This is a genomic window from Streptomyces sp. NA02950 (assembly GCF_013364155.1).
GTDB lineage: Bacteria > Actinomycetota > Actinomycetes > Streptomycetales > Streptomycetaceae > Streptomyces.
This window is the reverse complement of sequence record NZ_CP054916.1, coordinates 6,546,892-6,569,061: the sequence shown is the minus strand read 5'-3', so window position 1 is coordinate 6,569,061 and position 22,170 is coordinate 6,546,892. Positions and strand designations below refer to the sequence as shown.

19 protein-coding genes and 1 pseudogene are annotated in these 22,170 nt (G+C 73.0%); 10 read left to right on the top strand and 10 right to left on the bottom strand.

Going from position 1 to position 22,170, the window contains the following annotated elements; translation table 11 throughout:
* Positions 1-35: 35 nt before the first annotated feature.
* The 6 genes from HUT19_RS28860 to eda all read left to right on the top strand — a co-directional run bounded on the left by HUT19_RS28860 (position 36) and on the right by eda (position 6,656).
* Positions 36-1,367, top strand: a complete 1,332-nt coding sequence (locus HUT19_RS28860) for an extracellular solute-binding protein (protein WP_176183244.1) — start codon at positions 36-38, stop codon at positions 1,365-1,367.
* The gene (locus tag HUT19_RS28855) at positions 1,364-2,401 is read left to right on the top strand and encodes a carbohydrate ABC transporter permease (protein ID WP_254885844.1); all 1,038 of its coding nucleotides are present in this window, start codon (positions 1,364-1,366) and stop codon (positions 2,399-2,401) included. Before HUT19_RS28860 ends, HUT19_RS28855 begins: the two co-directional genes overlap by 4 nt.
* Positions 2,401-3,246, top strand: a complete 846-nt coding sequence (locus HUT19_RS28850; RefSeq protein ID WP_176183243.1) for a carbohydrate ABC transporter permease — start codon at positions 2,401-2,403, stop codon at positions 3,244-3,246. The genes HUT19_RS28855 and HUT19_RS28850 overlap by 1 nt, the downstream gene beginning before the upstream one ends.
* Before the next feature lie 145 nt (positions 3,247-3,391).
* A complete protein-coding gene (locus HUT19_RS28845; protein WP_254885843.1) occupies positions 3,392-5,047 on the top strand; it encodes an alpha-amylase family glycosyl hydrolase in 1,656 nt (551 codons plus the stop codon).
* 88 nt (positions 5,048-5,135) lie between these two features.
* Positions 5,136-5,939, top strand: coding sequence for a peroxide stress protein YaaA (gene yaaA / locus HUT19_RS28840; protein WP_176183242.1), 804 nt, complete (start codon positions 5,136-5,138; stop codon positions 5,937-5,939).
* 54 nt (positions 5,940-5,993) lie between these two features.
* The gene (gene eda, locus HUT19_RS28835) at positions 5,994-6,656 is read left to right on the top strand and encodes a bifunctional 4-hydroxy-2-oxoglutarate aldolase/2-dehydro-3-deoxy-phosphogluconate aldolase (protein WP_176183241.1); all 663 of its coding nucleotides are present in this window, start codon (positions 5,994-5,996) and stop codon (positions 6,654-6,656) included.
* An 8-nt stretch (positions 6,657-6,664) separates the two neighbouring features.
* Here the strand turns inward: eda and HUT19_RS28830 are convergent, their stop codons facing one another.
* From HUT19_RS28830 to HUT19_RS28820, 3 genes are read right to left on the bottom strand one after another with little or no spacing between them, the layout of a single operon-like run.
* Positions 6,665-7,831, bottom strand: coding sequence for a bifunctional RNase H/acid phosphatase (locus tag HUT19_RS28830; protein ID WP_176183240.1), 1,167 nt, complete (start codon positions 7,829-7,831; stop codon positions 6,665-6,667).
* 4 nt (positions 7,832-7,835) lie between these two features.
* Complete coding sequence (locus HUT19_RS28825) at positions 7,836-8,579, bottom strand: zinc ribbon domain-containing protein (protein WP_176187427.1); 744 nt, start codon at positions 8,577-8,579, stop codon at positions 7,836-7,838.
* A gap of 34 nt (positions 8,580-8,613) precedes the next feature.
* On the bottom strand, positions 8,614-9,465 hold the full coding sequence (locus HUT19_RS28820; protein WP_176183239.1) for a Nif3-like dinuclear metal center hexameric protein: 852 nt from the start codon (positions 9,463-9,465) through the stop codon (positions 8,614-8,616).
* 242 nt (positions 9,466-9,707) lie between these two features.
* On the opposite strand from HUT19_RS28820, the pseudogene HUT19_RS43305 reads away from it, so the two are divergent.
* Both HUT19_RS43305 and HUT19_RS28810 read left to right on the top strand, forming a co-directional pair.
* A pseudogene (locus tag HUT19_RS43305) lies at positions 9,708-10,772 on the top strand (hypothetical protein); the annotation flags it as partial.
* Positions 10,773-12,659: 1,887 nt separating this feature from the next.
* Complete coding sequence (locus HUT19_RS28810) at positions 12,660-12,827, top strand: hypothetical protein (protein WP_176183237.1); 168 nt, start codon at positions 12,660-12,662, stop codon at positions 12,825-12,827.
* Positions 12,828-13,020: 193 nt separating this feature from the next.
* On the opposite strand, the gene HUT19_RS28805 is transcribed toward HUT19_RS28810, so the two are convergent.
* The 6 genes from HUT19_RS28805 to HUT19_RS28780 all read right to left on the bottom strand — a co-directional run bounded on the left by HUT19_RS28805 (position 13,021) and on the right by HUT19_RS28780 (position 18,300).
* Positions 13,021-13,251, bottom strand: coding sequence for a hypothetical protein (locus HUT19_RS28805; RefSeq protein ID WP_254885842.1), 231 nt, complete (start codon positions 13,249-13,251; stop codon positions 13,021-13,023).
* A complete protein-coding gene (locus HUT19_RS28800) occupies positions 13,251-13,844 on the bottom strand; it encodes a hypothetical protein (RefSeq protein WP_254885841.1) in 594 nt (197 codons plus the stop codon). The genes HUT19_RS28805 and HUT19_RS28800 overlap by 1 nt, the downstream gene beginning before the upstream one ends.
* A 114-nt stretch (positions 13,845-13,958) precedes the next feature.
* A complete protein-coding gene (locus HUT19_RS28795) occupies positions 13,959-15,122 on the bottom strand; it encodes a helix-turn-helix transcriptional regulator (protein WP_176183236.1) in 1,164 nt (387 codons plus the stop codon).
* A 188-nt stretch (positions 15,123-15,310) separates the two neighbouring features.
* Positions 15,311-16,291, bottom strand: coding sequence for a 3-oxoacyl-ACP reductase (locus tag HUT19_RS28790; protein WP_176183235.1), 981 nt, complete (start codon positions 16,289-16,291; stop codon positions 15,311-15,313).
* Positions 16,276-17,361, bottom strand: a complete 1,086-nt coding sequence (locus HUT19_RS28785; RefSeq protein ID WP_176183234.1) for a Zn-dependent alcohol dehydrogenase — start codon at positions 17,359-17,361, stop codon at positions 16,276-16,278. The genes HUT19_RS28790 and HUT19_RS28785 overlap by 16 nt, the downstream gene beginning before the upstream one ends.
* Positions 17,362-17,385: 24 nt before the next feature.
* Positions 17,386-18,300 carry a MaoC/PaaZ C-terminal domain-containing protein gene (locus tag HUT19_RS28780; RefSeq protein ID WP_176183233.1) on the bottom strand — a complete coding sequence of 305 codons (915 nt, stop codon included), beginning with the start codon at positions 18,298-18,300 and terminating at the stop codon, positions 17,386-17,388.
* 328 nt (positions 18,301-18,628) lie between these two features.
* On the opposite strand from HUT19_RS28780, the gene HUT19_RS28775 reads away from it, so the two are divergent.
* Complete coding sequence (locus HUT19_RS28775) at positions 18,629-19,930, top strand: sensor histidine kinase (RefSeq protein WP_176183232.1); 1,302 nt, start codon at positions 18,629-18,631, stop codon at positions 19,928-19,930.
* On the top strand, positions 19,927-20,532 hold the full coding sequence (locus HUT19_RS28770) for a response regulator transcription factor (RefSeq protein WP_176183231.1): 606 nt from the start codon (positions 19,927-19,929) through the stop codon (positions 20,530-20,532). The genes HUT19_RS28775 and HUT19_RS28770 overlap by 4 nt, the downstream gene beginning before the upstream one ends.
* An 8-nt stretch (positions 20,533-20,540) precedes the next feature.
* On the opposite strand, the gene HUT19_RS28765 is transcribed toward HUT19_RS28770, so the two are convergent.
* Positions 20,541-22,058 carry an MFS transporter gene (locus tag HUT19_RS28765; protein WP_176183230.1) on the bottom strand — a complete coding sequence of 506 codons (1,518 nt, stop codon included), beginning with the start codon at positions 22,056-22,058 and terminating at the stop codon, positions 20,541-20,543.
* Between the last annotated feature and the right edge of the window lie 112 nt (positions 22,059-22,170).

Sequence of the window (22,170 nt, the reverse complement as noted above, 5' to 3'; positions counted from 1 at the left end):
GAGAGACAGTCCTGACGGGAACGGGAGGAGAGCGCATGGCCCTGAGCCGCAGGACGCTGCTTGCAAGCGCTGGCAGCATCGCCATGACCGCCGGTCTCACCACCGCGTGCGGGACCAACAACCTGGACGATCTGTTGGTCAGGGCGAAACGGCCGCCGAAGGGCCCGGTGACCATCCGCTGGTGGGCGGGGAAGATACCCGCCCGCGACGGGGGCGATATGCGCCCCGCCATCATCCGGGCGTTCCGCCGCAAGCACCCCAACGTCCGTATCGAGATCCTGAAGGGACTCAGCACCACCGACGGCAACCGCGTGGCGCTGACCACCCAGATCGGCGGAGGCTCCGCCACCCCGGACGTGTATCTCGGCGACACCACCTGGCCCGCCCAGTTCGGCGCCAACTACCTGGCGCTGCCGGTGGAGTCGCTCGTACCCAAGAGCTTCTGGGAGAGCTATCCGCGGGCGCTGATGCAGGCGTCCAGCCTCAAGGGCAAGGTGTACGCGTTCCCTTGCTACACCGACGCGGCCTACCTCTTCTACCGCAAGGACCTGCTGGCCAAGCACGGCCTCCCGGTGCCCGGGACCTGGGAGGAACTGGAGCGCGGCGCGCGCCGGATCCAGCGCGCCGGGGACGCCGACTACGGCTTCGTCTGGCAGGGCTCCGTCAGCGAATCCCTCACCTGCGTCGTCACCGAATTCCTCGCCGACGCGGGCGGCAGTGTGCTCGACCGCTCCGGCCGTGTCACCGTCGCCGACGAACCCGCACAGCGCGCCGTGAGCTATCTGCGCGGGCTGGTCGACGCCGGAGTGACACCGTCGGCGGTCACCACCTACGCCGAGCAGGACGCCATGGACGCCTTCGCCGGCGGCCGGGCGGTCTTCCTGCGCAACTGGGCCTACGCCTGGGGCATGTCCGACGCCGACGGCGCCTCCAAGGTGGCGGGCAGGGTGGGGGTCGTGCCGCGGCCCGGTTTCGAGGGCCGTCCGCACTCCGGCCACGCGTGTCTGGGCGGCTGGAGCAACTTCATCAATCCGAACTCGGCGGAGCTCGGCGCCGCCGTCGCCTTCGCCCGCTTCTGCGCCGAGGAGGAGGTGCAGATGATGCTGCTGCGCCAGGCCGGGGTGCTGCCCGCGATGGACACCGTGCTCGACAGTCCGGCGGCGGCCAGGACCGGCGATCCGACCATCACCACCACCCGGCGGCTACGACTGGTCGCGCGTCCCGTGCAGACGCCGTACTACCCCCAGGTCAGCAGGGCCGTCTACACCCAGGTCAATTCGGCGATCGGCGGTTCGGAGCCGGTCGGCGGCGCGCTGCGGGCCGCCCGCTCCGACATCACCGCGGCTCTGGAGGGCAAGGCGCTGTGAGTACCACCAGCCGTACGAGCACCACCAGCCGTACGGGCACCACCAGCCATATGAGCACCACGACCGGCGAGCCCCGCGGAGTGGCCCGGACCGTCAAGGAGACCCGCACCGCGGGCCGGACCAGGCGCCGCGCCCCCGCCCACGGCTCCACCGAGCGCCGCCTCGCCCGCACCGGCTGGCTCTACGCCTCCCCCGCGCTCACCCTGGTCGCGGCCGTCACCATCTTCCCGATCCTCTTCTCCGTCGTCCTCAGCTTCTCCGAGGTGCGCCTCAGTTACGGCGGGTTCCGGATCGACGGTTTCACCACCGGCAACTACGCGGCGCTGGTGCACAGTTCGGCGTGGTTCGAGTCGCTCGCGTTCACCGTCGGGTTCACCGTGGTCACGGTGGTCCTGGAACTGGCGCTGGGCACCGCGGCCGCGCTGGTCCTGGAGCGGCTGGGCGCCGCGCGCGGCTGGATCCTGGCCGTTCTGCTGCTGCCCTGGGCGATGATCAATGTGGTGGCGGCCCAGCTGTGGGGCTATCTGTACAACGGTACGTACGGCGTGGTCAGTTGGGCGATCGAGGCGCTCGGCGGCGGTGAACCCGCCATCCTGGGCCGCCCGGTGCCCGCGATGGCGGCGATGGCGGTGGCCGACATCTGGAAGACCACCCCGTTCGTGGCCATCATCGTGCTCGCCGGGCTGATGCAGATCCCCCGGGACGTGTACGAGGCGGCCGAGATCGACGGCTCCGGCCCGTGGACCACCTTCTGGCGGGTCACCCTGCCGCAGCTGCGGCCGATCCTGGCCATCGCGGTGCTGTTCCGCACCCTCCAGGCGTTCGGCGTCTTCGACCTGCCGTTCGTGCTCACCCAGGGCGGGCCGGGTACGGCGACCCAGTCGCTGGCGATCCTCGGTTACAAGACGCTCTTCCAGAACCTCAGCATCGGACCCGGCGCGGCCGTCGCCACCAGTACGGCGGTCCTGGTCATGGGGTGCTGTCTGCTCTTCCTGCGTGCCTTCCGGGCCCAGGTGGACGAAGGAGGCCGGTGATGGATACGCAAGCCACCCGCGGCTGGCGGGCTTACGTCAACGTGGTCAACATCGGTGCGCTGATCATCGTGGTGCTGACCACCGCGCCGCTGTACTGGATGGCCACGGCCTCCTTCAAGGGCACCGGCGAGATCAGCGCCAGCCCGCCCACCCTCCTCCCGGAACACGCGACCACCGCCAACTACGCGGATGCCTTCGGCAGCAACAGCCTGGGCCGCTATCTGTTCAACAGCGTGCTGGTGTCCGTGGTGTCCACGGTCGTCGTGCTGGCCCTGGCCTTCTTCGCGGGCTACGCGCTCGCCCGGCTGCCGATGCGCGGCCGCGGGCCCGTCATGATCTCGCTGCTGATGATCTCGGTCTTCCCCGCCATCGCCGTGGTCACCCCGCTGTATCTGCTGGAGCGTTCGGCGGGGATGCTCAACAGCTACCAGGGGCTGATCATTCCCTACATCGCCTTCAATCTGCCGTTCTCCGTCTGGATCCTGCGGAACTATCTGCTGGGTGTGCCGCGGGCACTGGAGGAGGCGGCCACGGTGGACGGCGCCAGTCCGCTGCGCACCGTCGTCTCGGTGATCCTTCCGCTGGCGCGGCCGGGCCTGTTCACGGCCGGGGTGTTCACCTTCACCGCCACCTGGGCGGAGTTCCTGATGGCGCTCACCTTCAACAGCGAGGACGCCTTCCGTACGGTGCCGGTCGGCATGGCCCTGTTCACCAGCCAGTACACCGTCCCCTACGGCACGATCTTCGCCGGCGCGATGGTGGCCACCGTGCCCATCGCCATCCTCGTCCTGGTCTTCCGGCGGTCGGTGATCTCCGGAATGACCTCCGGTGCGGTGAAGGGGTGACGCCGCCATGAGCTGACACCGGCGGCGCCCGCCGCATCAACGTCCCTGCCGGTACGCGTCATCCGCACCCGCACCCGCACGCGTACCCGCACCCGCACGCGTACCCGTACGCATCCCCGCCCGTATCCATCACCGCGAGGACCTCGTGACCCTTCAGCCCTCGGACCCCAACTGGTGGCGGCAGGCCGTCTTCTACCAGATCTACCCCCGCAGCTTCGCCGACTCAGGCGCGGACGGCGTGGGTGACCTGCCCGGTATCACCTCCCGGCTGCCGTACCTCGCCGACCTCGGCGTGGACTGCGTCTGGCTGAGCCCGTTCTATCCGTCCGCGCTCGCCGACGGCGGCTACGACGTGGCCGACTACCGCGATGTCGACCCCCGTCTGGGCACCCTGGACGACTTCGACCGGATGATCGCCGAGGCCGACCGGCTCGGCCTGAAGGTCATGGTCGACATCGTCCCCAACCACACCTCCAGCGACCATGTGTGGTTCCAGGAGGCGCTGCGCTCGGCCCCCGGCTCCGCCGCCCGCGACCGCTACGTCTTCCGTGCCGGACGCGGTGAGGACGGCTCGCTCCCGCCCACCGACTGGGTCTCCTGCTTCGGCGGCCCGGCGTGGACCCGGCTGCCCGACGGACAGTGGTACCTGCACCTGTTCGCGCCCGAGCAGCCGGACCTCAACTGGGACCACCCGGAGGTGCGCGCCGACTTCCTCACCACACTGCGCTTCTGGTCCGACCGCGGAGTGGCCGGTTTCCGCGTCGACGTCGCCCACGGTCTGGCCAAGGACCTGGTGGAACCGCTGCGCGACATCGGCGACGTCCCAGGCTACGACCCGGACGAACTGCCCGAGGACGGCAGCCATCCGCTGTGGGACCGCGACGAGGTGCACGGCATCTTCCGCGAGTGGCGGAAGGTGATGAACGAGTACGACCCGCCGCGGATCGCCGTGGCCGAGGCATGGGTCCGCAACTCCCGCCGTACGCCCTACGCCAGTCCCGACGAGCTGGGCCAGGCGTTCAACTTCGACTTCCTCTACACCCCGCTGTCCGCGCCCGCGCTGCACACCGCCATCGACAGCGCGCTGAGCGACGCCCGCAAGGCCGGTGCCTCGGCCACCTGGGTGCTGTCCAACCACGATGTGATCCGGCATACCTCCCGGCTGGCACTGCCCAACGAGCTGAGCCGGGCGGGCCGCGAGGCGTGGCTGCTGGCCGACGGCCGGGAGCCGGAGGCCGACCACGAGCTCGGGCTGCGCCGGGCCCGTGCCGCGACGCTGCTGATGCTCGCGCTGCCCGGTTCGTCGTATCTCTACCAGGGCGAGGAGCTGGGCCTGCCGGAGGTCGCCGATCTGCCCCGGGAGGCGCTCCAGGACCCGACCTGGGAGCGCAGCGGCGGGCGGACCAAGGGCCGCGACGGCTGCCGGGTGCCGCTGCCGTGGACCCGGTCGGGCCCCTCGTACGGCTTCGGCGAGGGCGGCTCGTGGCTGCCGCAGCCGGAGGTCTTCGGCGAGCTGTCGGTCGAGGCGCAGGACGGGGTGGCGGGCTCCACGCTGGAGCTGTACCGGGAGGCGCTGCGGCTGCGCCGGGCGCTGGGCGGCGACGAGGACGTGGAGTGGATCGGCTCGGTGGAGGAGCTGAGCGCGGGGGTACTGCACTTCCGGCGCTCCACCGGCTGGCACAGCCTCAGCAATCTCTCGGCCGGCCCGGTGCCGCTGCCGGAGGGCCTGGAGGTGGTGCTCGCCAGCGGGCCGGTCGACGGTGACCGGCTGCCCGCGCATACGACGATCTGGCTGCGGTAGCGGGAGGCCGTAGGCTGCGGGCGGGGCGGGCGCGGTTCTCCGGGCCCGCCCCGCGTCCCGCCGCAACGACCCTTCGAGGAGATCCACCGTGCTCGTCCTGCTGCCGCCGTCCGAGGGAAAGGCCACGGGAGGCTCCCGGTCCCCGCTGGACCTGGGATCGCTGTCGCTGCCCGAGCTGGGCGAGGCGCGGGCGGAGGTCCTGGACGAGCTGGTGTCGCTGTGCTCGGGCGACGAGGCGAAGGCCGCCGAGGTGCTGGGGCTCAGCGAGGGGCTGCGCGGCGAGATCGCGAAGAACGCGGCGCTGCGGGAGGCCGGGACCCGGCCCGCCGGGGAGATCTACACCGGGGTGCTGTACGACGCGCTCGGCCTGGCTACCCTGCCCACCGCCGCCCGGCGCCGGGCGGGCCGTTCGCTGCTGGTGTTCTCCGGGCTGTGGGGCGCGGTGCGGATCGGCGACCGCATCCCCTCCTACCGCTGCTCGATGGGGGTGAAGCTGCCGGGTCTCGGGGCGCTGGGCACGTACTGGCGGACCCGGACCCCGATGGCCGAGGTGATTCCGCGGGCCGCCGGACGCGGGCTGGTGCTGGACCTCAGGTCGGCGGCGTACGCGGCGGCGTGGAAGCCGAGGGGTGAACTGGCCGGGCGTACGGCGACGGTGCGGGTGCTGCACTCCACCGTCGTGGACGGGGTGGAGAAGCGGTCGGTGGTCAGCCACTTCAACAAGGCGACCAAGGGACGGCTGGTGCGGGAACTGCTGATCGCCGGTGCGGCGCCGTCCGGACCGCGCGAGCTGGTCGAGGCGCTGCGCGAGCTGGGGTACGTGGTGGAGGCCGCGGAGCCGGAGAGGGCGGGGCGGCCGTGGGCGCTGGATGTGATCGTCAGCGAGCTGTAGGCCCCGCCACGCTTGTTGCACTCCGCGCAACGCTCGTTGCGCAGGGCATCGGGGATGGGCAGGATAAGCGCCGTGACCAGCGCCGTGCCCTCCCCCGCCGCCGTATCCCCGCTCGATCTCGCCCCCGTCGTCCCCGTCGTGGTGCTGCCTGACGCGGCCGACGCGGTACCGCTGGCCCGTGCCCTGGTCGCGGGCGGGCTGCCCGCGATCGAGATCACCCTGCGCACCCCGGCCGCCGCGGACGCCATCCGGGCCGTCGCCGAGCAGGTCCCGGAGGCGGTCGTCGGCGCCGGGACGGTGCTCACCCCCGAGCAGGTGGAGACCTCCGTCGCGGCCGGTGCGCGCTTTGTGGTCAGCCCCGGGTGGACGGACCGGCTGCTGGACGCGATGCGCGGCTCGGGGGTGCCGTATCTGCCGGGGGTGTCCACGGCCTCGGAGGTCGTGGCGCTGCTGGAACGCGGTGTGACGGAGATGAAGTTCTTCCCGGCGGAGGCCGCCGGGGGCCCGGCCTATCTGGCCTCGCTCGCCTCACCGCTCCCCGGAGCCCGCTTCTGCCCCACCGGCGGAATCGACGCGGCCCGCGCCCCGGAGTATCTGGCCCTGCCCAACGTGGGCTGCGTGGGCGGCACATGGATGCTGCCCGCGGACGCCCTGGCGGACCGGGACTGGGCACGGGTGGAGTCCCTGGCCCGCGAGGCGGCGGCGCTGCGGGGCTGACAGCGGCCCTACCGCAGGTGGGCCGTGTCGTTCAGCAGTCGCAGCGAGGCGTTGCCGTCCGCGTAGTACGCCACCGCCGACAGCGCGGCCGCGGAGAGCTCCATCCGGAACAGCGACTCCGGGGGTGCGCCCAGGGCCAGCCGGACCAGGGTCTTGATCGGCGTGACATGGGTGACCAGCAGCACGGTGCGGCCGGTGTAGCGGGCGATCAGCTTGTCGCGGGAGAGGGCGACCCGGCGGGCGACCGTGGCGAAGCTCTCGCCGCCGCCGGTGGGGGCGGCCTTGGTGGAGCCGAGCCATGCCTCCAGGTCGTCCGGGTAGCGCTCCTTGACCTCCGTGAAGGTCAGTCCCTCCCAGGCGCCGAAGTCCGTCTCGCGCAGCCCCTCGTCGATCCGGACCTCCAGGCCCAGCCGCGCGGCGACCGCCTCGGCGGTCTCCCGGCAGCGCCGCAGCGGGGAGCTGACGATCGCCTGGACGGTGCCGCGCGCGGCGAGCGCCGAGGCGACCAGCTCGGCCTGGCGGCGGCCGACGGGCGAGAGTTCGGGGTCGGTGCCGCCGCTGCCGGAGAACCGCTTCTCGGGGGTGAGCGCGGTCTCGCCGTGCCGCAGCAGCACGAAGGTGGCGGGGCTGCCGAGGTCCGCGGCGCCCCAGCCCCTCGCCGGGGCCTTGGCGGCGGGCTCGGCGAGGGCGTCGTCGGCGGGGGCCTCGGGGGCGCTCGCCGCGAGGGTGCCGCCCGGCGGGACCTTGGGGCTCCACCGCTCGCCCCGCTTGCCCGCGTCCATCGCCTCGTTGGCCAGCCGGTCCGCGTGCTTGTTCCGCTCGCGCGGGATCCACTCCCAGGAGACCTGGCCGACCGGGAGGATCGACGTGGCCTCGGCCGCGAGCGGGCGCATATCGGGGTGCTTGATCTTCCAGCGCCCGGACATCTGCTCGATGACCAGCTTGGAATCCATCCGGACCTGGACCCGGGCCTCCGGGTCCAGGGCGTGCGCCGCCCGCAATCCGGCGATCAGCCCCTTGTACTCGGCCACGTTGTTGGTGGCGGTGCCGATGTACTCGGCCGCCTCGGCCAGGGGTTCGCCCGTCTCGGCGTCCAGCACGACCGCGCCGTAACCGGCCGGACCCGGGTTGCCCCGGGAGCCGCCGTCCGCCTCGACGATGAAGCGACGCGCCATCGTCCTACAGCCCCGACTCGGGCGTACGCACCAGGATCCGGCGGCAGTTCTCGCAGCGCACGACCGTGTCGGGCGCCGCCGCCCGCACCTCGTTCAGCTCGGTGATGGCCAGCTCCTGACGGCAGCCGTCGCAGCGCCGCTGGTAGAGCCGGGCCGCACCGACACCGCCCTGCTGCTCGCGCAGCTTGTCGTAGAGCTTCAGCAGATCGGCGGGCACGGTCCCGGCGATGACCTCGCGCTCCTTGGTGATGGAGGCGATCTCGGTGTCGATCTCCTCGGCCGCGGTGTCCCGGCGCGAGGTGGCGTCAACGATCTTGGACTGGAGGGACTCCACCCGGCCGGTCAGCTCGATGACCCGCTCCTGCGCGGACTCCCGGCGCTCCATGACCTCGAGCACCACGTCCTCCAGGTTGCCCTGGCGCTTGGCGAGCGAGGCGATCTCGTGCTGGAGGTTTTCCAGGTCCTTCGGGGAGGTGACGGCCCCGGAGTCCAGCCGCTTCTGGTCGCGGGCGGCGCGCTGGCGCACCTGGTCCACGTCCTGCTCCGCCTTGGTCTGCTCGCGGGCGGTGTCGCTCTCCTCGGTCTGCGCGGCGACCAGCAGATCGCGCAGCTGGGTGTGGTCGGCGTTCAGGGCGTCGATCTCGGCGTGCTCGGGCAGCGTCCTGCGCTTGTGCGCGAGCTGCGAGAGCCGGACGTCGAGGGCCTGGACGTCCAGCAGGCGGATCTGGTCGGCGGGCGCGGCGTTCAGCGTGGGGCTCCAGGGGTGTTGAGGGCCGGAAGGCTTAGACGGAGAAGGCGTGGGCCGGGGCGTGCGCCGAGGCGTGGGCCGTCCAGGGGTCGGTGACCGTACGGGAGACATGGGTGCGCAGATCCCAGCCGTGCCGGTCGGAGATCTCGTCGAGCTGGGCGGCGGCCTGCTCGGTCCATGGCCACTCGGTGGCCCAGTGCGCGGCGTCCACCAGTGCGAGATCGCTGTGCTCACGCGCCTCCGAGGACGGGTGGTGGCGCAGATCGGCGGTCAGATACGCGTCGACACCGGCCGCCCGCACCTCACCGAAGAGGCTGTCGCCGGAGCCGCCGCAGACCGCGACCGTACGGATGGTGCGGTCCGGGTCGCCCGCGGCGCGGACCCCCTGGGCGGTGGCGGGCAGGGAGCCGGCGGCGCGCTCGGCGAACTCCCGCAGCGTCTGCGGGTGGTCCAGCTCGCAGACCCGGCCGAGGCCGCGGCGGCCCGTGGGGTCGGCCGGATCGGGCACCAGCGGACCGGTGATCCGCAGCCCGAGCGCACCGGCGAGGGCGTCGGAGACACCGGGGTCGGCGCTGTCGGCATTGGTGTGCGCGACATGCAGTGCGATGTCGTTCTTGATCAGGGTGTGCACCACCCGGCCCTTGAAGGTGGAGGCGGCGACCGTGGTCGTGCCCCGCAGATAGAGCGGATGGTGGGTGACCAGCAGATCGGCGCCGAGCCGCACCGCTTCGTCGGCGACCTCCTGGACGGGGTCGACGGCGAACAGCACACGGCTGACCTCGGCATCGGGGTCTCCGCACACCGTGCCGACGGCGTCCCACTGCTCCGCCCGCTCGGGCGGCCAGAGTGCGTCGAGGGCGGCGAGGACGTCGTTGAGTGCGGGCACGGAGCAAGGCTACCTCCCGGATCACGGGTAAGCCCTGCCCCCGCCTTCACTCACCGCGACCGGTGGCGGGCCCCGGAGAGCGGAGCTCCGGGCGCAACGCGGCACGCCGTCGCTTACAGCACATTCACCCGAGACGTCTCAGGCGAATCGGGCAATCGCCACACTTACGGGTGGAGCAGGACCCTTTCAGCCGTTGCCGGACAGGAGAAAAACTACGTTCAGTGGCCGGAGGTGACTGATCTATGACTGCCTGTGCCTTCGACGCCGCCATCGCCGCGGGCGTCAGCGCCCGGCGGCGCGAGGGGTCCGCCCGGGGTTCCGCCCGGGGTTCCGCCCGTGACGGCGCTGCCCGGGAGAGGTTCACCGTCGCCGCCGACGGCTCGTACGGCGCACGGCTCGCGCTCAGCGCCGAGACGCGCTGCTGGTACCCCGAGCGCTGGACGCTGGACGGACCCGAGCCGTACGCCGTCCCGCTGCCCGCCGCCCAGCCCGAGGAGCCGGACAGCGAGCTGCTGCCGCTCGCCGACGGGCAGGTGCTGATCCACCGTCGGGTGGCCGGGCACCACGCCTTCTCCCTGCTCTACCCGGCCGGTCCGGGCACCGGCGAACGGCTGCTGGGCGCCCTCGACCGCGCCGAGGTCTCGCTGCTGCCCCCCGCGCCGGGCGGTCTGTCGGCGTTCGCCCTGGCCCGCGGGGAGCGCTCCACCTCCGTCTGGCTGGTGCACGGCGGCCTCGTCCCCCAGCACCTGGCCGAGGTGCCCGGCCGCTGTACGGGCGGCAGTTGGCTGGACCGTACGGGCCGGCTGCTCGCCCTCGACCGCGAACTCGACGGCCGGACCAAGACGGTCGTGGTCGACCTGGGGCGCGGCGGCGAGACCAGCCCGCTGCTCCAGATCACCGAGCGCAGCAACGACCGGCTGCTGCTCGCCGACCCGGACAGCGGACTGCTGCTCCTACGGTCCGACGCCCCCGGGGACGAGCGGCTGGGGTGGGGCGTGCTGGGCAGCACCCGCCCGGTCCGCTTCCCCGACTGTCTGCGCCCGGCGGCCCAGTCGGAGGCGACACCGTTCGCGGTCCAGCCGGGCCAGGTGCTCACCCCGGAGGCGTGCGCGGTGGCCTTCCGCGTCGACGGCCCGGCCGGCCGCCCCTGGATCGGCGTATGGCGCCCGGCCGACCGGCGGTTGCACCACTTCTCCGCCCCGGGCGGCTGGCTGCCGGGCGCGGGCCTGATGACGCGCGAGGGCGAACTGCTGCTGCCGTACGCGACACGGCGGGTCGCATGCGGGGTGGCGCGGGTGTGGCTGCCGGAGCCGATGACGGAGCGGAGGCGCGGGGCGGGGCTGTCGGGATCGGGGGAGACGCTGGGCGGGGTGGCGTTGGGCGGGGGTGAGCTGCGGGGCCCGGCGGAGGGTTGGGGTCCGGCGGAGGGTTGGGGCGCGGCCGAGACGCGGCGTGCGGCCGAGACGCGGAGCGCGGCCGAAATGCCGCGCATGGTCGAGGTCGCGCGCACGGTTCAGGTACCGCGCACCGCGGAGATGCCCCGCACCGGGGAGACGGTGCGCGTGGCGGAGATGCGCCGGACCGCGGAGTCGCCCGGCGGCGGGGCGGAGTTGCCCGGCGGCGGGGCGGAGTTGCCCGGTGGCGGGGCGGAGTTGCCCGGTGGCGGGGCGCCCTATGGCACGGCACAGGTAACCGGCACCAGGGAGTTGCCCCGCACGGCGGAGACCCCACGCTCCGGGGGGGTGCCCCGCACCGGGGAGATGCGCCGCACCGGCGAGATGCCAGGCACCGCCGAGACCTACCGCACGGCACAGGCGCCCGGCACCGAGGAGTTCCCCCGCACGGCGGAGACCCCACGCACCGGGGAGCCGCCCCGCACCGGGGAGATGCGCCGCACCGGCGAGATGCCAGGCACCGCCGAGACCTACCGCACGGCACAGGCGCCCGGCACCGAGGAGTTCCCCCGCACGGCGGAGACCCCACGCACCGGGGAGCCGCCCCGCACCGGGGAGATGCGCCGCACCGGCGAGATGCCAGGCACCGCCGAGACCTACCGCACGGCACAGGCGCCCGGCACCAGGGAGTCGCCCAGCATTGCGGGGATGCCCCACACCGGGGAGATGCGCCGCACCGGCAAGGCCCACCGCATGGCACAGGCGTCCGGCGCCGAGGAGTTCCCCCGCACGGCGGAGATCCCACGCACCGGCGAGATGCCCGGCACCGGCAAGGCCCACCGCATGGCACAGGCGCCCGGCGCCGAGGAGTTCCCCCGCACGGCGGAGATCCCACGCACCGGGGAGGCGCCCCGCACCGGGGAGAGACACCGCACGACACAGGCGCCCGGCACCGGCGAGTTGCCCCGCACGGCGGAGATCCCACGCACCGGGGAGGCGCCCCGCACCGGGGAGACCCGCCACACGGGAGAGGCACCCCGCACCGGGGAGAGACACCGCACGGCGGAGTCGTCCCGAAACGATGCCATGCCTGACACGACGGAAATGCCCCGCACCGGGCAAATCCTGCGCATGACGGAGATGCGCCGGACCACTGAGTCGCCCCGGCCCGGGGAGTTGGTTCGCACCGCCGAGATTCCACGTGTCGCGGCCATGCTGCGGACGACGGAGGTGCCACGCGGCGCGGAGGCTGCACATGGCGCGCCGGTGGTGCGCGGCGCCGGTCTGCCGTCCGCACCCACCGCCGCCCGCGTCGTACGACGGGCGGGGCAGACCGCGCGTACCGAGCCCGTGGCCATTCCGGCCACCGCCCGGATCACCCCGTGGACGAGGGTCAAGGGCGGGGACGGCGAGTCGATGTCCGGGGTCGAGCCCTGGGGCGGGACCGGCTCGTGGGCCGGGGTGGAGCAGACCGGGCCGGAGACCGAGGCCGGACTCGGGCCGGACCCGGTGGCCGACGCGACGGCCGCGGCCGCGGCGGCCCTCGCGGCGCACGGTTCGGCCGACGCGCTGCGCCCCGTACCGCTGCAACAGGCACCGCTCGCGCGCCCGCTCCAGCCCCGTCCACCCCGGTGGGTCAGAGATCAGCGCCCTGGTTAGACTCGGGCCCGGGGGCTGCGCAGCCATGCGTTTCGTGCATCGGCGGAGCGTTTGGGGTGGCGCGCATGGTGATGTCGCTGCCCGCCTCGCTTCCGGCCTCCCTCGCACAGTACGGAGCGATTTGACGGGGTGACTACCCACATGTCCGAAACCCAGATCGACACGACCCAGGCGCGTCCGCGCGAGGCGGCCGCGAACCAGGCCGATGCCGCAGGTCAGGGCAGGCACCGGGGACAGCAGGCCACGTCGGAGGAGGCACAGGCGCCGGTGCACGGCCGCCACCGCCGCCCGGACGAAAGCGCCTCGTGACTCCGGGCCGCGTCTGAGATCACTTCGGGGCCGCGCCCCGGACCCTGGCGCTCGAGGACCGGGACGGGCAGTCACGATGGGAGGGTGGCCCTATCGGGCCGGATCTCCCGCTACGCACAGGGCGACGACCGTGCTCAGTAGCGACGCGGCTGCCGCGAGGACCAGGCACGTGCGCAGTGCGCACCAGACGGCACTACGCATCAGGGGCCACCGCCCGGCACAGCGGGCGGCACACCCACAGCTCGACCTGCTCGGTGGTGTCCCCGCCGTAGGTCATCTCGACGGTGCCGAGGAGTTGATCCTCACGCAGCGGCTTGCCGCACAGGGCGCAGTTCCAGCCCTGGGGCTGGCCGTAGGTGAGCTTGCCGGGGTCCACCGTGGCGAGCAGTGCGGCCAGTTGAGGGGTGGACGGAGAGGCGGCCATCAGATCCCGCCTCCCTGGCCGCGTGCGGGGATCAGCGGGATCCGGAGGTGTGCCGGGTAGTACGCGGCGTGCTGAGGGCAGACGTAGATCGTGCCGCCGCCGATGCTGCCGCCGTGTTCCTCGCCGACGATGACCGGTTCGTCGGTCGGGAGTTGGCAGCGGTAGCACAACTGTCGCCCCTCGGGGGCGCGTCCGATTTCGTCGCGGAGGATTTCGGTGAGCGCCGTCCACAGCGCGTGGGCGTCGGTCAGGTGGCGACCGTCGGTCAGGGGTACGCGCCAGTGGGGACCGGGGCCCTCGGTCCAGGAGGCGGGCGGTACGCCGAGGTAGGTGCTCTCGTCGGCGAGCGCGGTGAGCACGCGGACGTGGCGCAGATGCGAGGTGCGGGCCGAGCCGACCGCCACGAGCCAGTAGAGGGTGCCGTAGGTGTCCTGGATGACGGCGCCGGACGCCTCGCCGAGCGCCCCCAGAGCGCGGGCCGCGACCGGGGGCGCCACCCGGACGGCGTCCCACCACCGCCCTACGGGTAACAACTCGACGTCCTTGGTGTTGGGCGGTGTCCACGGCTGGGGTGGCTCTGGTTCAGCGATCACGACACGGCTCCTCAGCGGCCTTTTGCATCCGTGCCGTTACGCTAAGTGAGTCGTCCGTCGCTGCTCAATGGCACTTCCGTCGGCTGACCGACGGAGGTGCCAAGGAGCGTCACCTCACATCGGGAGGCCGACCGCGTCGGCCAGTGTCCGCATCTCCGGCGTCAGCGTCCTTCGCCTCTGCACCACATCCCCCAGGATGTCCCGGGCGTATCGCTGGCTCGCCAGCCATTCAGGTGCCTCGGCGTGTACACCGCTCAGTACCTCGACCGCTTCCCCGTACTGCCTCAGCATCGTGTGCGCCTTCGCCACGTCCAACCGGTGCCGGTGGTACTCGGTGCTCACCACCTGACCGCCCCGCCCGCGCGCCGCGCGCAGTACCTTGTCCGGCTCGTCCAGCACGATGTGCCGCTCCGCCGCCTTGTAGCGGACCGTGGTCGGGCCCCACGTCGTCAGGCGACTGGAGCCGCGCGGCAGTTCGCGCCCCAGCACCACGGAAACGGACCGGGCAAGGCGCATCGTGTCCGCGGCCTCGCCCCTGCGGTTGTCCCGCAGGTTGGCGGCCGACGCCTGCATCAGCAGCCAGCCCCACGCGGCCAGTTCCTCCGGTGTCGCCCGGGACATCCGCGGCTCGACGTCGTCAGCCCATCGGGTGGCCAGCTCCCGGGACGCGGCCAGCTTCCCCTGGCGGACGAGCAGCCAGCTCCATGTGGTGATGATCCCGGCGGCGCGCAGCCGGTCCGGGGCGTCGTCCAGAGCGCGACGCAGCGCCGTCTCAGCCGCCTCGTACTGACGAACCTGGGTGAGCACGGAGCCCGCGATCTGCAACAGGTGCGACCGTACGTCGCGCGCCTGCGTGGAGTCCCCAAGCACGTCGGCGTCCCCCAGGAGCGGGGCCAACAGGTCGGTCAACTCACCGAGGTGGTTGGCGAAGTACGCCCGGCGCACCTCGGGCAGCAGTTCGCTGACGCCCGCCACTGTCGGGGCCTCCCCCGTCCGGTCCGCCGCGACCTGCACGGCGTGCTGAAGCGGCAACCAGGGCTCGGCGGCGTCGCCTCGCGGCTCCTCATCGTCGCGGTCCAGGAGCGTACTGGTGTGGACGCGAAGCGCTTCAGCCAATCTACGGGCGGTCTCCATCCGTGTGTCGCTGAGTTCGGCCTGCTCCAGCTTTCGGATCAGGGACAGTGATACGCCGGAGGCCGTGGCCAGTTCTCGCTGAGTCAGGCCGCGACGTTTGCGGATGTCGCGCAGCCTGGAGCCGATATGAGTGTCGTCGCGCATGCTGAACTCCATTCCGGACTCGACACTCCGACGGTACTCCCGGCGCGTCCGGAGGCGCACGAAGCGGCCACCGCGTCACCTTCGGGGCTGACGTGGGGGCCAACGCCGGGCGCGGTGGCTCCCTCGCCCGGCCCGGCCCGAAGGCAAGCGCGGGGCGAGGGCCAGGGCAACCCGGCCGCCGGAGAGACTCACGGCACGCGGGACTGGCCCCGCTTGAGCCCCAGCACTTCCACCGCCGCGAAACTCTCCGCGCCGCGCCCCGCGAAGTACGGGGTCAGGACGTCGTCCAGCTCCTCGAAGCCGAACGTGTCCTTGGCCGCGTCCACTCTGGCCGCCACCTTGGGCCGTTCCAGGATGGCCACCATGCCGCCGTGGACCACGAACACCTGGCCGCTGACCTTGGCCGCGCGGGGTGAGGCGAGATAGCCGACGAGGGGGGCGACGTGTTCGGGCGCGAGGGGGTCGAGGCGGCCGTCCTCGGGGAGGTCGAAGTCGGCGAAGACGTCCTCCGTCATCCGCGTCCGCGCGCGGGGACAGATGACGTTGGCCGTCACGCCGTACTTGGCCAGCGCGCCCGCCGTGGAGGTGGTCAGGCCGACGATGCCGCCCTTGGCGGCGGCGTAGTTGGGCTGGCCCGGGGATCCGGCGAGGAACGCCTCGGAGGAGGTGTTGACGATACGGCCGTGGACCGGGCCGCCGCGGGTGGCCTTGGAGCGTTCGCGCCAGTGGGCGGCGGCGAAGCGGGTGGTGTTGAAGTGGCCCTTGAGGTGGACGCGGATGACCGAGTCCCACTCCTCCTCGGACATGGAGAAGATCATCCGGTCGCGGAGGATGCCCGCGTTGTTGACCAGGATGTCCAGCGCGCCATAGGTGTCGACGGCGAGCTGAACCAGTGCCCGGGCCTGGTCGAAGTCGGCCACGTCACCGGCGTGGGCGGTGGCGCGGCCGCCGGAGGAGCGGATCTCCTCGGCGACCCGCTCGGCCGGTCCGGCGGACGCCTCGCCCGAGCCGTCGCGGCCGCCCTGGCCGAAGTCGTTGACGACGACCTGGGCGCCGAGCCGGGCCAGTTCGAGCGCTTCGGCGCGGCCGAGGCCGCGTCCGGCGCCGGTGACGATCGCGGTCTTCCCCGCCAGCGGCCGGCCCCCGGACGGTTTCAGATCTCGATGCATGTGCGCAGCGCCTCCCCGGTCCGCATCTGGTCGAGCGCGTCGTTGATCTCGTTCAGCCGCACCCGGTGGGTGATCAGCCCTTCGAGGTCGATCCGGCCCGCCCGCCACAGCGCGATGGTCCGCTCGTAGGAGCGCAGCACATCGCCGCCGCCGTAGAGCGACGGCAGGATCCGCTTCTCGTCGAAGAACAGCTCGAACATGTTGAGTTGGAGCAGGTCGTCGGAGGCGCCCGCGCCGACGACGCACAGGGTGCCGCCGCGTCGGGTGGTCTCGTAGGCGGTGCGGGCGGTGGCGGAGCGGCCGACCACCTCGAAGACGTAGTCGAAGCCCTCCCCCGCGGTGACGCTGTTCCGGGCGTCGGCGAGGCCGTCCGGAGCGACCGCCTCGGTGGCGCCGAACCGCAGCGCCGCCTCGCGCCGCGCTTCGACCGGGTCGACGGCGACGATCTGGGCCGCGCCCGCCGCCCTGGCCCCCTGGACGACGCTGAGGCCGACGCCGCCGCAGCCGATGACGGCGACCGACGAACCGGCCGCCACCCGCGCGGTGGTGAACACCGCCCCGAGCCCGGTGGTCACCCCGCAGCCGATGAGGGCCGCGATGTCGTACGGCACGTCGTCGGGTATCGGTACGGCGCAGGGGGCGGGCAGCACGACCTCCTCGGCGAAGGTGCCGGTGCCCGCGAAGCCGAAGACCTCCGCCGGACCGCCGCCGGGGCGGCGGTAGTTGGGGACTCCGGCGTTCATGAAACCGGCCAGGCACAGATGCGGCTGGCCACGGCGGCAGGACGGACAGCCGCCGCAGGCGGGCAGCCAGCACACCAGTACCCGGTCGCCCGCGCTCAGCCCGGTCACGCCCGCGCCGACCTCCAGGATCTCGCCCGCGCCCTCGTGTCCGGGCACGAAGGGCGCGGGCTGCGGCAGGACACCGCTCATCGCGGAGAGGTCGGAGTGGCACAGTCCGGTGGCCCTGACGCGCAGCCGGACCCTGCCGGGGCCGAAGCCCACCGGCTCGATGCCGTCGAGGACTTCCAGCGTGTCCTGCCCCGTCTCGTGCAGTACGGCCGCGCGCACGGCGCCTCCTCCTGGGTCACTGGGTCAAGCGTGCTCGACGGTGGTGTCGGTGAGGACGGGCGCACCGTCCCGTTCGACGGCCGTGGCCGTCACATGGATGCGGCCCGGGCCGTCGGTGGCCTGGGGGGCGTCGGCGGCATCGGCGCCCCGGGCGGCGGGCTCCGCGCCGTCCCGCCACATCCGGACGCACAGGGTCTCGCCGGGGAAGACCACCCCGGCGAAACGGGTGGTGTACGCGCGGACCCGGGCCACATCGCCGCCCAGCGCCGTGTCCACGACCGCCTTGAGCACCATGCCGTACGAGCACAGCCCGTGCAGGATGGGCCGGTCGAACCCGGCGCCCTTGGCGAACTCGGGGTCGGCGTGCAACGGGTTCCAGTCGCCGGACAGCCGGTACAGCAGCGCCTGGTCCTGGCGGATGGCCCGTTCCACGGTGTGGTCGGGCTCGCGGGCCGGGGGCTCCACCCGTTCGGAGGGGCCGCGCTCACCGCCGAAGCCGCCCTCGCCGCGGACGAAGATCCGGGTGTCGCAGGTCCACAGCGGTCCGTCGGCGTCGGCGGCGTCGGTCCGCAACACGATCACCGCGGCCTTGCCCTTGTCGTACACCGCGGCCACCTTGGACATCTGGGTGGCCTGGCCGTTGACCGGGATGGGCCGGTGCAGTTCGACGGACTGTCCGCCGTGCAGCACGGCGGCGAGGTCGACGTCGATCCCGGGTGCGCTCAAGCCCCCCGCGAGGGCCATTCCGCCGCCCGCCACGGTGGCGAAGCTGGGGAGGACATGCAGCCGGCTCTCCAGGGTGTAGCGGAGTTCACCGGGGTCGGTGGCCGGGGTTCCGGCCCCGATGCCGAGGTGGTAGAGCTGGATGTCCTTGTGGCCCCAGGTGAGAGCCGTGGTCCGGGGTTCGGCCGAGACGGCCTTGGCGGCATCGATGGGCATAGGGCGACAGCACTCCTCGGTTCCTCGGCCACGGCGGCACGGCGGGCTGAACCCCCACCGTGCGAAGACCCCGGCCCGCCCGTCCGCACCGTCGGCCGCGCCGGGGTCGCATCTGGTCGGCAGATCCGCGCCACGCACGTCCGGCCGCCGGGGCCGGGTCCGCGGAGAACGAGAACGCGTTCTAGCCGATGGCCCCATGTATAGCCCAATCCCCCAGCACTGGGAAGAGTGCTGACACTCTGTCAGTTTTGCTCGGGACATATGTCACGGCCATCCCTACACATCCGCATCTGCCCAGGTCATGGGGGGCTTGCATACAGTGCGTGCCATGTACGCCACTACCGCGGAGATCGAGCGGCTCAGACCCCCCGGCCGCTATGCCTTCCTGCCCTGGCTCTTCATGCTCAGCGGTGATGTGCACGCCCTCGTCCGGGGCGACACCCCGCTGCCCTGGCTCGGCGGCCTGGGGGTGGCGGCCTTCGTGGCGCTCTACACCACCGCCGTCTTCGCCGGTCTGGACGGGCGGCGCCGCCACACTCGGGTGCCGCAGGCCGCGCTCGCCGGACTGGCCGTGGTCACCTACGCACTGGCCATCGGCTACGCCAAGGACTGGTTGCTGTGCTTCCCGCTGCTGTCGCTGGCCACCGGAATCGTGCTCCGGGGGCGGCGGCTGGGGCCGTTCATCCTGCTCTTCGCCGGGTCGGCGGGGGTCATCTCGGGGCTGCGCGGCGGGTCCTCGGACACGCTGACGGTGGCGTACGGGACCGTGCTCTCCGGGCTGGTGACGGCCGCCATCCTGTCGCTCTTCGAGACCGTGGCCCAACTCCGCGCCACCCGCCAGGAGCTGGCCCGGACGGCGGTGGAGAAGGAACGGCTGCGCTTCTCCCGCGATCTGCACGATCTGCTCGGCCACACCATGTCGGTGGTGGTGGTCAAGGCGGAGGCGGTGCGGCGGCTCGCCCCGCACGACCTGGAGGCGGCGCTCGGCCAGGCCGCGGACATCGAGGCGGTCGGACGGCAGGCGCTCACCGAGATCCGCGAGGCCGTCACCGGCTATCGCGACGGCAGTCTGGCCACCGAACTGGAGCGGGCCGCCTCACTGCTGGACGCCTCCGGTGTCGAGGCCGCCGTACACCGGTCCGGGCCGCCGCTGCCCCCGCAGACCGAAGCGCTGCTGGGGTGGGTGGTCCGCGAGGGCGTCACCAATGTGGTCCGGCACAGCGGGGCGCGGCGGTGCGCGATCGGGATCCGCGGTGGCACCGACCGGGTACGGCTGGAGATCACCGACGACGGACGGGGCGTAGGCTCCCGTACCGCCGGTGCGCACACCACCGCGGATCCGGCGGGTACGGCTCCGGCCACCGCGGACCCGGCCATCACGGGCCCGGCCACCGCGCGCGGGAACGGCACGGTCGGCGGCACCGGTCTGAAGGGGCTGGCCGAGCGGCTGTCGGCGGCGGGCGGTGCGCTGACGGCCGGACCCGACGGCCGCCGCGGCTTCCGGCTCGTCGCCGAACTGCCGGTGGACGAAACGGTGGACGAGCTGATGGTGGACGAGTCGGCGGACGGAGTGCGGGTGGGCACGGAGGACCAGGTGCAGAGCACCGACGAGGGAGCCCGAACGGCGTGATCAAGCTACTGCTGGCCGAGGACCAGGGGATGATGCGGGGCGCGCTGGCCCTGCTGCTCGGACTCGAGGTGGATTTCGAGATCGTCGCGCAGGTCGGCGACGGCGACGAGATCGTGCCCCGGGCGCTGGAGACCCGGCCCGACGTCGCGCTGCTGGACATCGAACTCCCCGGCCGCAGCGGGCTGGACGCCGCCGCCGACCTGCGCCAGGCGCTTCCGGACTGCCAGGTGCTGATCCTCACCACCTTCGGCCGCCCGGGCTATCTGCGCCGGGCGATGGAGGCCGGGGCGGCCGGATTCCTGGTCAAGGACGGGCCGGTGGAGGAGCTGGCGGTGGCGGTGCGCCGGGTGCTGGCGGGCGAGCGCGTCATCGATCCCGGGCTCGCCGCCGCCGCGCTGAGCGCCGGGCCCAATCCGCTCACCCGGCGCGAACGCGATGTGCTGACGGCGGCGGTGGACGGTGCGACGGTGGCCGACATCGCGGCCAAGGTGCATCTTTCCCCGGCCACCGTGCGCAACTACCTCTCCTCGGCCATCGGCAAGACCCAGACCCGCAACCGGATGGAGGCGGTCCGGGCGGCCCGGCAGAACGGCTGGCTGTAGCAACCGGGCTACGCCGGGCGGTCCGTGCCCTCACCGCCCGGCCCCGCGGTGACGGCGGACGTACGCGGCAGTGTCACCGCGATCAGCACCGTGGACACCGCGATGATCCCGGTGGCCACGGTGAACGCCTGGGCGTAGCCCGCGGCGAGCGCCTGGTCCGCGGTGTCCCCGTCGCCGCGCGCGGCCGAGATCCGCTCGGCCGCCACCGTCGCCAGCACACTCAGGCCCAGCGCACCGCCCATCTGCCGGGAGGTGTTGACCAGGCCGGACACCAGACCGGCCTCGGACGGCGTCGCCCCCGACGTGGCCGCGGCGGCCAGCGGGGTCATCAGCAGCCCCGATCCCAGCGACATCACCACGGCCGGGCCCAGGACCGTGCCGAGGAAGGTGCCGTCCGCGTCCATCCGGCTCTGCCAGGCGAAACCGGCCACCACCAGGGTGCCGCCCACCATCGCGACCGTCTTCCCGTCGAACCGCGCCATCAGCCGGGGCGCCAGCTTCGATCCGAGGACGATCGACAGGGAGTAGGGAAGAAAGGCGAGACCGGCCTTGACCGGGCTGTAGTGCAACACGTTCTGCAAGTAGAGCGACATGAAATACCACATGGCGAACATCCCGGCGCCGAACACCGTCATCGCCGCGTTCGCCGCCGTCACCGAACGGACCCGGAACAGCCGCAGCGGCATCAGCGGCTCCCGGGTACGGGCCTCCACGGCCAGGAAGGCGCCGAGCAGCGCCAGTCCGGCCAGCAGCGGGGCCAGCGAGGCGGCCGCGCCCCAGCCGTACGACTCGGTCTGGACGATGCCGTACGCGAGGGCCGCGAGCCCCGCCGTGACGAGCACCGCACCCGGTATGTCGAGCCGGCGCACGGCGCCGGACCGGCTCTCGGCCAGCCACACCGCGCCCGCCACCAGGACCAGGACGCCCACCGGCACATTGACCAGCAGCACCCAGCGCCAGGACAGATACTCGGTGAGCAGTCCGCCGACCAGCCCGCCCGCCGCTCCCCCGCCCGCACCGACCGCGGTCCAGGTGCCGATGGCCCGGGTGCGGGCCGAACCGTGCGGGAAGGTGGTGGTGAGGATGGTGAGCGTGGCGGGGGAGACCACCGCGGCACCCACGCCCTGTACGGCGCGCGCCGCGATCAGCTGCCACGGTTCCTGTGCCAGCCCGCCCGCCAGGCTGGCGGCGGTGAACAGGCCGAGGCCCAGCAGGAACACCCGCTTGCGTCCGAAGAGGTCCGCCGCGCGCCCGCCGAGCAGCAGGAAGCCCGCGAAGGTGAGCACATAGGCGTTGACGACCCACTGGAGGCCGGTCTCGCCGAGCCCCAGCGACGAACGCATCGCCGGCAGCGCAACGTTGACGACGGAGACGTCGAGCACCACGAGGAACTGACCGGCGCAGGCGGCGAGCAGCACCGACCAGACCGGTGGCGCGGCCCGCGCCGCGGGCGGGGAGGTGGCGGGAGCGGGACCGGTGGTGCGTTCGGTGGCCGACGATTCCGGGTAAGGAGTATGAGCGCCCATGGCCCCTGATGCTGTCAGTCCGGCCCCGGCACCCGCATCGGCATTTCGGCGCATCCGGGCCGCGGTGGTCCTAGGACTCGCGACCCAGGCGCTCCGCGGGAAGTGCCGCGAG